Here is a 12,147-nt window from a genome sequence, read left to right on the forward strand (position 1 = left end):
TTTTAAGAATCATTTCTCATTAAAGGAACTTTAGGTTCAAAACCAGTAAGATCCGCAAGGCTTTTAATAACATCAAACTTAGGGACTAATCCTTTATATTCTCCTCTAGATATCTCCCAACTATTATCCCAATCAATTTCAGGACTATTATCTAATACATCTTTCTCAATTGAAAGGCCAGCCGCAGCAGAAACCTCATATTCCACATCTAATCCATCAAATCCTAATTGTGGAACATAAAATAATCCATTATTATCATATTCGACACCATGACCAAATGTTACAGATGTTTTCCCGCTGGCATGTGCTTTAAAGTATGCATTAGCTTTTACTACCCAAGCTCTTATTTCTCCTTCAACAAGAACTCCTGCTTTTAATTCAATTCCTATTTTACTAGCCAATTCTAATTCTACGCCTGGGTTAGGGTCTCCAATAGTATTGAATGAAAAACCAATTTCTGAAGAAATTTCACCTGAGAGTACTAAATCTATATATACGTCTGCTTTAACATCAACACCAGCATTATCATTTCCTACTCCTACTCCTTTGTTAAGCGCACCATCAATATTTTGCCATAATTCTACGGCTTTTGGAGCAGCAGATCCACCACTTATTGCTCCAACTCCTAATCCGATTGCTGCACCTATTAGATCTATTGTTATCTCTAAACCAATAAGTGGGCTCGCGCTAAAAGCAATTTCAACCTGTGTCCCTATTTCTTTTATTACTTCATTTTCTTTTTGAGCTCGTTTTAGGAACCATTCTCCTTTTAAACTTAGGTTAGGAGGGAGTATAACAAATACAGCCGGAATACCACCTAACCCTACATTTCTTACGGTACCTTTTGTTTTGTTTGTAATACCATTCACAACATTTCCTATGGAAGCAAACATATCATAGAGTTTCTTAATTTTTGTTTCAAACTCTAGTTTTAGCGACTGATCTCTTTGATAACTATCTTCTCCACTTTTATTCCATTTAGCATTAATTTCAAAACCAAAGGAAGCATCTTTTTGTTGCCATCTTCTTTCAGCACCAATTCTTCCAGCCTTTTGTTGTAATTCTCTATGCTGTACTGGGTTTTGATTTTGCCAACTCACAGCCAGTTCATTGGTAAGGTTTAAAAAGAATTCTAGTTTCCATTTAATATCTGGATATATTTTTGCAACTACCGTCGGGATATCGGGAAAAGCATAATATCTACAACTATGTATATGGAATAAAAATTGATTTATACTAGCACTTATTGGCCAAATATATCGTATCGGAGTTAGCCTTAGTCTTGACATGTCAGAAAACACCTTTGTAACAAAAGGTGTTTTTCCATCTATACTATCTGTATTAGATACATCTTCATCAATAGTCAATAATTTAATATCTACTATTGTGCTATGATCTGCGGTTTCTATACCTCTCCTAATACATTGATCTGTATTAAAATCGTCGATCTTTACGTTAAGGTCAATTGAAAAATCTTTATCACCAGAAATAGTTTCGAAAATAATACTTTGTGCATCCGCTCCAAAAATTAAAAATTCAATGGTAACACGTCTGTTTAATTGATGTTCATCTTCCGTTAATTCTCTTCCTTTTTGTTCGATTAAAGGACGTCTTTCTCCATAACCTCTGTAACTTATTCGATCTTCATTAACGCCTTTACCGACTAAATAAGAAACCGATGAGGATGCTCTTCTCCAAGATAACTCATCATTATATTCGTCTGAACCTCTATTATCGCAATGAGCACCCAATTCAACAGGTATCTTAGGATTATCTAGTAGCAACCTAGATATCCCATCAAGTATAGGTTTAGCATCCGCTCTAATTACATCTTTATCTAGATCAAAGTGAATGGATTCTGAAACTGCAAATTCACGTTTAGTATCATTTTCATCAATTTGTAAGGTTCCTTGGTCAAATAATACGATGTCTTCTTGACCATCATTGATTGATATCTTTTTGAACCTGCACAACTCGTACCTTTCAAAATTAATTTGATTTTGTTCTATAGTAGCTGGTCTGTCAGTGGTAGAAGATGTAACATCTCTACTGCTTACTTCATTGTTAATTCTTAAATATCTTGCGTGTTCTTCATCATCATTACTATCCTTAAGAAAATCCGAGCTACCTCTCTTTTTTATTTGTATGTAAAATTCATCTTGCCCAACCTGAAAACGACTTTTCCAAGTAAAAGTATTAGCAAATTTGATATTTACCTCACCATCAATACATCTTGTTGTTTCGGTGGCTACCTTACTATCACTCCATGCCGTATTTTTATCATAAACTTCTATAGTGAGATTTGTACCATTTAGTCCTTCTGTTTGAATATTTAGCCAAACATCGTCCCCATATTTAATTGGCGAGTTGCGTATATCTTCGCCTCCTTTAGAATTGCTCCACACTGTACTTATAATTTTTTCAGGAGCATATCCTCGAAATGTAAGTTGTTTTGGGTATTGATTTGTAGGATTATCGAGAAAAGCTTCTATAGTATACTCTTGAGGCCCACAATACTTTGGTTCAATTGATAAATGACCTACATCTCCAATTTTATCAATACGGTCATTAGAAGTGTAACCTGTTGCTTTTTTTGGGCCAATAATCCATTTTGCTGAGTTCCTAGCTGATTCTGGGGTATCTGGATAATACTCTGCTCTAAATTCTACGCTTTTATTGGCTCTTATTATCCAGTTAGTGTTTGGATTTGAATTGCCAAAAGACAAAAAATTATCCCAATTAATGTCGCTTGGATTTGCAAATACTATTTTTTCAACTCCTTGAGGCATAAACTATTATTAGGTGAATTTTACTTGTTTGATTTCAGAAGAATTTTGTTCCTCAGTTTCAGATAGTGGATTTAGTTGATTTTCAACTTCTTTATTGTCATTATCCCCAGAAATGCTACCTTCGGTACTCTGGCCGTGGTTTGTAACACTTATGCAGGGACTACCGGCAATTGGACAAATAGCTTTGCTTTTGTCAGTTAAGATCTTGCCTCCATTTCCGAGTTCTACATCTTTATAAAAACCATCCCACTGTGTAATGACTATCTGACAAGGTTTAAAGCTACTTCCTGTAGGTTGTAATTTACACTTTCCAAAGGTATTAGATTCAAAGGTATTTGCTCCGAGTTCTATAGAGGTTGCTATTAATTTATCTTCTGCATTTTGATCACTAGCATAGTACTTACTATGAGATAAAACTTTTAATTTATCTGGGCTATCACCAAACTGACATTTACACAGTGCTCCTTGAACTAATACATATTGTTTGCTCATATTATATATGTCTTGTTATCCCTTAAATAATTTACTAAAGAAATTCTTTTTAGGTTTGGTTTTAGTTGTGTAAGTCTCATCTTCAATAATCACAGATTTTTTTGTTGAAATATGCTCTAATAAAAACATTTTAATTGTCACTTTTTTAGGAATATAGAAAGAGGTCTCAAAAACAGCATTATATCCTTCTATTACTCCAGAATTTTTGTTAACAAAGTATAAAATGTCATTCGTTCCTTTCAGTTTTTTTTCTTTAGGATTAATTATACTGAAATATGGAGTGTTTGAACCTTGTTCAATATCCAACGCGCATCTAGGATCATCAATTTCACCATTTAGTGTTATTCTAATATCTTTAGGTGATTCTATTATCTTCTGTTTTATCTGATAATTTATTGGGGAGATTCCTTTTATTATAGGGTATCCTATTTGTTTGAAGGTATATAAATCATCTGAATATGATGTGTATATTGGAGCGAAATACAAATTGAGAAACCAATCTTGAAATATCCTTTTTTCAAAACTTTGAATAGATCTCAGATAGTTTTCTGATTGTTTTATATACTTTGCTAGAATAGCATTATCATATTTACGATTTAGAGTGTTTTTTAATTTTTTCCATCGAATTTTTATTTCATCAAAATTATTAATTCTGGAAATATTCCCTTGGTAATTGGTCTCAACAACCAAGGGGTATATAAAACTACTCACTTCAAAAGGGATAATCTCATTTAAATTATTAGGAATTTTGTCATTAATAAAAAAATCTGGCTCACGATCAACCAGCAGAGTAGATGTAAACTCCTCTTGTTCTAAAAATGTGACATTTAGTTTATAACGTAGCTCATTTATAACATCATCCTCTTCAAATATGATCATACATCCATATTGAGCAGAAAATGATTCAGGTTCAAAATGAAGTTTTGACAACCTAAATGAACTTTTTTCAAATTCTAATGTCGCTTGACTTTGAGGATTAGACATTACTTTTTAATTTTGAAAATCAAATTATTAAAATAACTTAACTTTCTCTTCACTCTGCACATCAACTGTTTTTCCAGAGACAAGGGTAAGGTTTTGTTTATTGCTACTTATAGTTATTTCATCAGAAATATTTTGCTGTTTCTTAGAATCAGTAGAAAGTTTTTCTTCAACGATTAATGTATTATTTTTAGTCATTATATTATAATTCTCAGAAATACTTTTGGTAAAATCTTTCCCAGCTACCATATCGATATTCTCATCTGCTCTAATTTTTATGTTTTTAGCAGTAAGTGTCATTGTTTCTCCTGCAGAAATGGTAATATCGTTATTCTTGGTATTAATATGAATTAGGTTTTTGTTCTTATCTGTAATTGTTATAAACTCTGCTCCATTCGTGTCATTTAATTCAATAGTATGCCCACTACGTGTGCGAATGGCTTTGATATCATTCTTATCTGTTTGCCAGCTATCCGGTTTTTTGGTGCCTGTATATAAGGCTCCCATGACATAAGGACGTTCTGCATTTCCTCCTTCAAAACCCACCAACACCTCTTCTCCTACCTCGGGTATAAAATGAAATCCTTTATCTCCTCCGGAATGTGGAGTTACCATCCTAAGCCAAGGGGTCATCTCTCCATCTGGCTTTTGCCAGGGAAACTGTACTTTGATCCTACTCAATCCATCCGGATCCGCATTCTCTGTTACTAACGCTACCTGTGATTCACTTCTTGGAAATGCTAAAGGATTCGTGTTTGGATACACATCAATAGCTGCCGTAACTCCTTCAAAACGATTTATATAATTGCCATTTTCGGTAGCGGTATGCATTACTTTTGTAATACGATAGCTCCCTTGGGCACCTACTGCTTCTTGTATTTTTATAACTTGACCTAGATATACGCCAGGGTTATCACTAACCCCTTTTATCAATACCTGTTTAAGTTCCTGCACTTTCTTTTGTTTTTCTACATGCGTATCAAAACGTTGTTTTAATTGGGAATCGTTGTAGGTATTTAGATACACATTGGTTTCTTTCGCATAAATTGCTTCGCTCTTATTACTTGCAAAACCAGTATACCCATTCACCCCAGTATTTACCTCTGTAGTTGCTTTTTGATGCACCCCATCTGTTAGATAATCATTGGTGAAATAGTTGAAGTTATTGGGAATTGGATTGAGTTCTAAGGTGAACTTTTTAAGATCATGTCCATACGTGAGCGGCACTTCTCCAGTATCTTTAGGTTTCCCAAAGACTAGAGATTTGCCATCGTAATAAAACCATTCGCTATATTGAGCAGCCAATCTGCTAGCGTATTGAAAAGCACTATCATTATGTTGAACACTATAATGAATACTGCTTGTTTGTCTGGGGTTAAAACTCGTTTCTAATTTTGATTGGTCATACCCCTGAAAGGTCTTATTGAGTATTTCTGATAAACCTACATTGTTATGAGAAGCGAAATGAGGCCCGTCGTCTGCTAAAATACTAGCACTCTGTGCCTTGATTTCAATATTATCTTCTTCTCCATTATCAAAACCTTTTGTATTGTTGATTTGCGTTACTATGCCTTTAAATTCCAGTTCTTTATACCCAGAGAAATTTTCTGCCGAACCTATTTGCAATGTAATAATCTCTCCTAGAAAACTTTTACTCTCTGAAGCCATTTCCTTGTCTATTCGTTCAAGCATATCCATACGACAGACTAGTGTCAAAAGATGATGAGCGTCTAGGTCTTGTTGCAACATAAATCGTTTATACGCAAGTATAGGAGTGCCTCCTATAAATATTTTAATATTAGATTGTAATGCCATTTTTTTATCCTTTAAGCAGGTTCATTTAAATATGAACACTTTTTATTTGATTTTTAAAAACATTCCGGCTTTGTATTCAAGGGTAATTGTGTTTCCAGTTGGCTTTAAGACACCTGTTTCTTCATCCTCTGTATATTCTGGATAAATTATTGTTTTAGATTTTGAGTCATACGTGGGAGATGCTTTTTCGGTTCGATTTTTTTCGAATAGCAAATAGTTTTTTCCATCAAAACATGCTTTACAATCAACGAGTTTATTATCCCTGAAAGAAAGTAACCGAAACGTGTAGAAATCTAGTCCGCCACCATGAGTACCATAGCTTTTTACGAGATAAGTATTTGTATCAAAATCATAAATTTTAAAGTGATATGAATCTGTAAAATCAATAATTTCACCAGATTTATTATTCTTAGTAAGTAAACCTGTATAAATTTTATCATTATTTAGAAACTGATACATTGAGTTATAAATATGCCACGTTCCCATATTGAAGGTATCCCAAGAAAATAGTTTTAATTTAGCATCTTTCGAAGAAACCACAGAAACTTGTTTTGACTTTGTTAAAGAGTCAAAAGAAAATCCTATAAATCTCTTATCACTTAACGCCGTTTCTAATTTCTTGGTAAACTGTGATAACAATGAATCTTTTTCATGACCAAAACCTAATCGATCTTTATAATATTCCTGATAGATATTTGTAAGCTCTAAATCCTTTTCATTTAATACTTTAATAGTTGAGTCCTGCGCGTTACAAGCAGAAAAGAAGTATAAAACTACTATCAAAAACAAGTATTTCATCTTGAAAATATTTTAAATTCTTGTAAATATCGCCAAGATGCTAAATTGGACAAGGCAACATCATTTGGATCTCTTTGCTCCTTTGTTATGGTTCTATTTGATGCCAAAGTAGAATTAATTTTAAAAATATCAAGTCCGTTATTCTTTAAACTCTTATATGCTCTACCTTCTCCTTGATAATACATATAGGTCCAATATGCTAGCTGATCTTCTGAAGGTTTTGAATACCCTAACTGTGCTACATGTTTTAAAAATAAATCTCTTCTATGGGCCAAGGTTGCTCCACAAGCCCAAATCAAACTTTCCATATTATTGAAATCTGCCGTAACAATAGATTCTCCTCTTTCATTACTTTGATAAACCTTCATAAACTCCGCTCCGCTCTTTAAATCTGATTTAGAAAAACCTTCGTTAAAACTTTTTGGGAGATATTTTTTATAGCGATCTTTAAAATGATACCCAAAATCATCTACTCCTCCTAATTGATATCCTTCAACAATAATGTCATTTCGAAGGTTATAAGGTGCAGTCTTTGAATAACTTGAAGCCAAATCTAAATAAGTGATACCTAAGCCTTCAGTCAACACTATAGTAGCAAAATAAGAAGGTATAAATCCATTTTCCAAAGCTACCTTTTCAATGATTTCTTTTGCTAGACTTTCCCTCTCTTCATTCACATATCCTGCAACAGCAATTACTTTCCACGCTTGATAGTGTTTTCTAATTTCTTCTTTACGTTCTAGCTTAGATTTTTGCTTACCCATGACATACTATTAAGCTTTCAATGGCCAGTTATTGCTAAAAGTAGTTCCTCTCATCACTAATTCCTTAGCTGAAAGCACTAACAATATTCTTAACGGCTGTGAATCTACCGCATTAAAAACTTCTCGATATTTCAAGCAATAGGCTTCTTTAAATTCCAACTTTTTAAGACTGGAAATATTATCTCTTCTAAAAAAAATAATTTCTCCTGATTTAGTTGCAGATCGAGAAGATGCCCATTCAAAAAAATCTATCTTCACGGTTGACTCAACTAACAACTCTATTTGACCTCCTTTTGGCTTGGCGCTTGGTCTCCCTGATTCATCTGCGTTTTGATCTATTCCAAAACTACATTCTAATATATTAAATTCTTCTCCGTCCAGACTTAATTTTGCTAAAAAAGACATATTACAACTAATTTAATTAAATAGGTAAGTGATAAAGTTTAGAGAAATATCATTTAAAAACTTGTAAGACAACAAAGGGAGCTAAAACACCCCCTTTGAAATTTTTAAATGTATTTAAAATCTTGAGGTTTTAAACCCATTCATTTGCAAATGATCCATTTCCTATACTTATTTCTCTTGCAGAAATAGTGATTGATTCAGTCATCGGATTTTTACCAGTAGCATCAAAGTTTTCCTTGTATTTTACTGCATACGCATTTTTAAAGTTAAGTTCTTTGGCAGTTGCATTGGTATCTCTCTTAAAGAAGGCAATTGAGCCATCTCTCATTTCGAAGTTATTAAACATCCAATCAGAAAGATCCGTATCCGCAGTAGATTCTACCGTGATAGTAATCATACCACCTCTGGTTACCGAAGATGGTCTACCAGTAGCATCAGTTTCCTGAGCCATACCGTAATTACAGCTCAAAACGTTAAATTCTTTACCACCTACTTTAAGTTTTGCTTTAAAAGACATAAAAATAAAATTTTAATTAATAATTATTATAAAACGTGACTCGCACACAGCTAATATAATAAAAAAACAATAAAATAAGGTTTTTTCTTATTATTTATGTACTTAAAATATTCTAAATTATCAAGTGTTAAAAACCTACAAATAAAAAATTATTATTTGAATAATTAAACCATAACTTAAGAATGGTTAAACAGGAATCTTAAGCTCTACGGCATACGATAACATCTTTCTCTTTTATGTTATTCCCTATTACAGTTCGTGCAAAATCAATATGCCTTTGCCCTTTAAACCAATTAGGTTTCGTATGAAAAATCCATCCATTAGGATTATTATGCGCATCTAAATAACTAATCATCCCTTCAGGATGACGTTCATTATAATCATTTATAAAAATGTAAAATAATCTACCAAATTCCATTCTTTCGGGCGCTTTAAGACTAAAACGACTAAACTCATCTTGACTTTCACCCTTATTAAATTCAAAAAAGATCACATGCGGATTCTCAAATTCCTCAGCCTTAGGATCCTTCACTTTTTGATGGATTGGATAAAACCATTTTTTATAAATAGGAACTGGCACAGAAACTGCAAATTCATAAAGTTTTACAATCAAAAAAGGAATAACAAAGTAGATCGCCGCAACTGTAAAAATATAAGTATAAGCTGGCTTGTAAATATCATTAACAAACATGAATGAAATTAAACCGATACCACACACCACAATTGTATATAAAAATTCTGTCCAGAAAAACGTTCTATTTTCTGAAATATCTGGGAAAAATTTACGAAGTGCCAACACATGTAATACGCCAAGAATTAAAAAGATTACTTGAAAACTAATAAAGTTATTAAGAGGTACATCGTTTAATACTTTATCATTGCTAAGCAATGCGGTAGCCCCAAAAACAACAAGAATTACTAGCACATAGAGGAAAAATCTTTTTTTATTTTTTGTAAACAGTCTTTTCAAGCCAGAAACAAAACCCATAAGAATTGCGCCCAAAATCAAAAAAACAATTCCAATTTTGAAGATATCTGCATTAACAGTCATAAATAACTTCATACTCATTACCTTATCATTTATATAGTTGTTGTTAATCCCATTCTTGGGCTATTCTGTTCATGAAGCACAAAGCCACTATCTGCATTTGAATAAGTAACATTTACATTTGTTTCTATTTCAAGAGGGATAAAAAAATCGCAAAAAACATCGATAAATTTTTTAGCGATCCCATTTTCCAAATACTTTTCTTCGTCTTTCTTTTCTACAGGACCAATATTAATTTCGTAAAAAGGATAAACCAAAGAAGACTCATCTAATGCAAGAACAAAATCTATCCCTAACCTATTCCTTTTCTCAAGGTCTCCATTACATTTCAAAGAAGTAATTACCTTTTCTACAGTGACCTGTTCTCCCAGTATTTTTTCCAAACAAAATGCTATTAATTCTGGCTTACCAGATATTTTATGCGCAAAGGGTAATAATTGGGATAGAACTAAACCATAATCTTTAGCCACTGTATTATTAATACCCCAGAAATTTCTTAAAAAGTCATTTTTAAGATTTAAAAACCCATCAATTAAAGCTCGCTCATTTTGTTCTACTCGAACTTTCTGAACAAAAAATTCATTCTCCAAAGGAGCAAAAAAAGCTCTCGCATCTTTTTCTTCTTTTTTATGCTTTTGCCTTATTTCTTTGTAGGAAAGCGAAGAATTTGTTTTTAAGGGTTGGTGAAACATTCCTTCTGGAAGAATATCGTAGAGACCATTACGTGCCAGATTGAATACCAATTTCTCCTTTTCTCCAGAATGTGTATCGTAGATATAATTAATTACATCTCTTCTAAAAGGTCTTGAAAAGGCACTTTTGTTTGCAATATCTACGTCCTCAAACTTAATATTTGAATTCTCTAATAACTCCGCAAAAATAGCTTCTGCTTTAAAATTTTTGTAAGCAGAAACCAGTTCTCTAAATATGTTATCAAGCTCTTTGTTACCCATAAAGTATCAGTAATTCGTTGTTTTCTGAATTAATTGCTACCAGATGTTGTAACTCTGGAATTATTCAAAGATTTTCTCCCAGCCGCCACAAACATATCTTGCCATCGCTTATCCTTAAAATTACTGATTTGAACTCCGTTACTACCAGAGGCAGTTCGGTTAGATGAAGAATGCACAAATTTACCATGTCCTAAATAAACCCCTACATGCGTTATTGCATAATATTGAGAACCGTTGGGGTTAAAAAATAACAAATCACCTTGTCTTAAGTATTCCTGACCTATAAATTTATCAGTGCTGGGTGCCATAAACTGCTTCTCTGCAGTTCTTTCTATCAAACTCCCATAAACATCATGGAATAAAAACTGTGCAAAGAAAGAGCAGTCTATTCCTTTTTTTGTTTCTCCTCCCATTTTATAAGGAGTTCCCATCCAACTATCTATAAATTCATATAGAACAACTGGTTTAACTTTTTCAGGAGTTACACCAATAATAGCTCCATATTTTTCCTGAATTGGCAATATTTTCACCAATTTATTGCTGTCATTATAAACAACCTCATCAGTGCTTTTACAACTTACAAAGCCCATGAGTAGTATCCAAATAACTACATTTTTAAAAAAAATTCTCATACCTAAAATTCTAAAACCAATCAACAAACACTTACATTTCGCTATTCTTTTTAAGCTTTCTGTCTAGATTAAAAATTATTCTTAACAGAATCATCATCTGAACTCACTACTTAATATAACCTAAGCAAAAAATGTCATATTCAACATTATTTCTTATTAAGAACATACTACTTAAACTTAAATTTTATAATCTTTTTCTTATCGAAAATATAAAATTTTCAGTAAATTGCCTTATATTTATTTCTTTATTTTTAATAGTTATATTCTTTCGATTACTAAATGTTAAACTTGCGTGATTAAGAATATGAATTGAAACACTTGAACCTCAAATAGGTACCTATAATTTATTTATTATAAAAATGAGAGAAAGACAAAGATGATAATTTATAAAACTAATATCGCCATTTAAACAAGCAAATGGTATTATTAAGAGTAGAATTAGCGTTTGCTCAGTGAAGTGAACGACAACTTATCCTAAATCTAAAATTCCGTAATACTTATTATAGCCCCACCTAAGAAGTATGATAAATTCTTATTACAAAATACCTCTAGAGACCAAGAAGATCATTGACAATGAAAATGTTAAGAAGTCTAATATCAGAGAATCTATTTCTGACTATATCCATTTAATTGTTACAACGCATTTTGGAGAATGCAGTTTTGACGAATCTTTTGGATGTTCTATTTGGGATGTAGACTTTGACAATTTAACGAGTACCAATAAGCTTAGAGATCTCATTAGTGAATCTTTAAGGTTAAATATTTCTACCCAAGAGAAAAGATTAAAAAAAACACAAATAAAAGTTACGATAAGACAAGAAGAATTTAATGAAGGAAAAAAATTAAAAAGAGTAAAAAAACGTGTTGATATCAAAATAGATGGAATTGTTCGTCAGACAAATGAAGCGTTTTCCTGTATAGAAAGATTTTATATTGCTCCACTTTCATATTAA

At 32.3% G+C, this 12,147-nt stretch carries 12 protein-coding genes; 1 reads left to right on the forward strand and 11 read right to left on the reverse strand.

Annotated features, from left to right (window positions below):
* Nucleotides 1-2: 2 nt before the first annotated feature.
* The 11 genes from WBG07_RS03430 to WBG07_RS03480 form a co-directional block, all read right to left on the reverse strand.
* Nucleotides 3-2,789 carry an OmpA family protein gene (locus tag WBG07_RS03430; protein ID WP_340199083.1) on the reverse strand — a complete coding sequence of 929 codons (2,787 nt, stop codon included), beginning with the start codon at nt 2,787-2,789 and terminating at the stop codon, nt 3-5.
* 9 nt (nt 2,790-2,798) lie between these two features.
* Entirely contained in the window at nt 2,799-3,281 is a 483-nt protein-coding gene (locus WBG07_RS03435) for a DUF4280 domain-containing protein (RefSeq protein WP_340199084.1), read from the reverse strand.
* A 15-nt stretch (nt 3,282-3,296) separates the two neighbouring features.
* On the reverse strand, nt 3,297-4,265 hold the full coding sequence (locus WBG07_RS03440) for a hypothetical protein (RefSeq protein WP_340199085.1): 969 nt from the start codon (nt 4,263-4,265) through the stop codon (nt 3,297-3,299).
* A gap of 27 nt (nt 4,266-4,292) precedes the next feature.
* Nucleotides 4,293-6,077, reverse strand: a complete 1,785-nt coding sequence (locus WBG07_RS03445) for a type VI secretion system Vgr family protein (protein WP_340199086.1) — start codon at nt 6,075-6,077, stop codon at nt 4,293-4,295.
* A 42-nt stretch (nt 6,078-6,119) separates the two neighbouring features.
* Nucleotides 6,120-6,875 carry a hypothetical protein gene (locus WBG07_RS03450; protein ID WP_340199087.1) on the reverse strand — a complete coding sequence of 252 codons (756 nt, stop codon included), beginning with the start codon at nt 6,873-6,875 and terminating at the stop codon, nt 6,120-6,122.
* Complete coding sequence (locus tag WBG07_RS03455; RefSeq protein WP_340199088.1) at nt 6,872-7,639, reverse strand: hypothetical protein; 768 nt, start codon at nt 7,637-7,639, stop codon at nt 6,872-6,874. The genes WBG07_RS03450 and WBG07_RS03455 overlap by 4 nt, the downstream gene beginning before the upstream one ends.
* Before the next feature lie 9 nt (nt 7,640-7,648).
* Nucleotides 7,649-8,044 carry a type VI secretion system tube protein TssD gene (tssD, locus tag WBG07_RS03460; protein ID WP_340199089.1) on the reverse strand — a complete coding sequence of 132 codons (396 nt, stop codon included), beginning with the start codon at nt 8,042-8,044 and terminating at the stop codon, nt 7,649-7,651.
* Nucleotides 8,045-8,174: 130 nt separating this feature from the next.
* A complete protein-coding gene (gene tssD / locus WBG07_RS03465; protein WP_340199090.1) occupies nt 8,175-8,561 on the reverse strand; it encodes a type VI secretion system tube protein TssD in 387 nt (128 codons plus the stop codon).
* A 199-nt stretch (nt 8,562-8,760) separates the two neighbouring features.
* Entirely contained in the window at nt 8,761-9,630 is an 870-nt protein-coding gene (locus WBG07_RS03470; protein ID WP_340199091.1) for a TssN family type VI secretion system protein, read from the reverse strand.
* Nucleotides 9,631-9,641: 11 nt separating this feature from the next.
* Nucleotides 9,642-10,562, reverse strand: a complete 921-nt coding sequence (locus WBG07_RS03475; RefSeq protein WP_340199092.1) for a hypothetical protein — start codon at nt 10,560-10,562, stop codon at nt 9,642-9,644.
* A gap of 29 nt (nt 10,563-10,591) precedes the next feature.
* Nucleotides 10,592-11,194: a C40 family peptidase gene (locus tag WBG07_RS03480; protein ID WP_340199093.1), complete on the reverse strand. Its 603-nt coding sequence runs from the start codon at nt 11,192-11,194 to the stop codon at nt 10,592-10,594.
* Between the two features lie 521 nt (nt 11,195-11,715).
* On the opposite strand from WBG07_RS03480, the gene WBG07_RS03485 reads away from it, so the two are divergent.
* Nucleotides 11,716-12,147 carry a GPW/gp25 family protein gene (locus tag WBG07_RS03485; RefSeq protein WP_340199094.1) on the forward strand — a complete coding sequence of 144 codons (432 nt, stop codon included), beginning with the start codon at nt 11,716-11,718 and terminating at the stop codon, nt 12,145-12,147.

The sequence above is a fragment of the Ascidiimonas meishanensis genome, assembly GCF_037782385.1.
Lineage (GTDB): Bacteria > Bacteroidota > Bacteroidia > Flavobacteriales > Flavobacteriaceae > Ascidiimonas > Ascidiimonas meishanensis.

What these genes read in the sequence shown, in the direction of transcription:
- WBG07_RS03470 (WP_340199091.1), bottom strand. Translation starts at nt 9,630, where the DNA reads ATGAGTATGAAGTTATTTATGACTGTTAATGCAGATATCTTCAAAATT.
- WBG07_RS03480 (WP_340199093.1), bottom strand. Translation starts at nt 11,194, where the DNA reads ATGAGAATTTTTTTTAAAAATGTAGTTATTTGGATACTACTCATGGGC.
- WBG07_RS03455 (WP_340199088.1), bottom strand. Translation starts at nt 7,639, where the DNA reads ATGGGTAAGCAAAAATCTAAGCTAGAACGTAAAGAAGAAATTAGAAAA.
- WBG07_RS03435 (WP_340199084.1), bottom strand. Translation starts at nt 3,281, where the DNA reads ATGAGCAAACAATATGTATTAGTTCAAGGAGCACTGTGTAAATGTCAG.
- tssD (WP_340199090.1), bottom strand. Translation starts at nt 8,561, where the DNA reads ATGTCTTTTAAAGCAAAACTTAAAGTAGGTGGTAAAGAATTTAACGTT.
- WBG07_RS03440 (WP_340199085.1), bottom strand. Translation starts at nt 4,265, where the DNA reads ATGTCTAATCCTCAAAGTCAAGCGACATTAGAATTTGAAAAAAGTTCA.
- WBG07_RS03445 (WP_340199086.1), bottom strand. Translation starts at nt 6,077, where the DNA reads ATGGCATTACAATCTAATATTAAAATATTTATAGGAGGCACTCCTATA.
- WBG07_RS03485 (WP_340199094.1), top strand. Translation starts at nt 11,716, where the DNA reads ATGATAAATTCTTATTACAAAATACCTCTAGAGACCAAGAAGATCATT.
- WBG07_RS03450 (WP_340199087.1), bottom strand. Translation starts at nt 6,875, where the DNA reads ATGAAATACTTGTTTTTGATAGTAGTTTTATACTTCTTTTCTGCTTGT.
- WBG07_RS03475 (WP_340199092.1), bottom strand. Translation starts at nt 10,562, where the DNA reads ATGGGTAACAAAGAGCTTGATAACATATTTAGAGAACTGGTTTCTGCT.
- tssD (WP_340199089.1), bottom strand. Translation starts at nt 8,044, where the DNA reads ATGTCTTTTTTAGCAAAATTAAGTCTGGACGGAGAAGAATTTAATATA.
- WBG07_RS03430 (WP_340199083.1), bottom strand. Translation starts at nt 2,789, where the DNA reads ATGCCTCAAGGAGTTGAAAAAATAGTATTTGCAAATCCAAGCGACATT.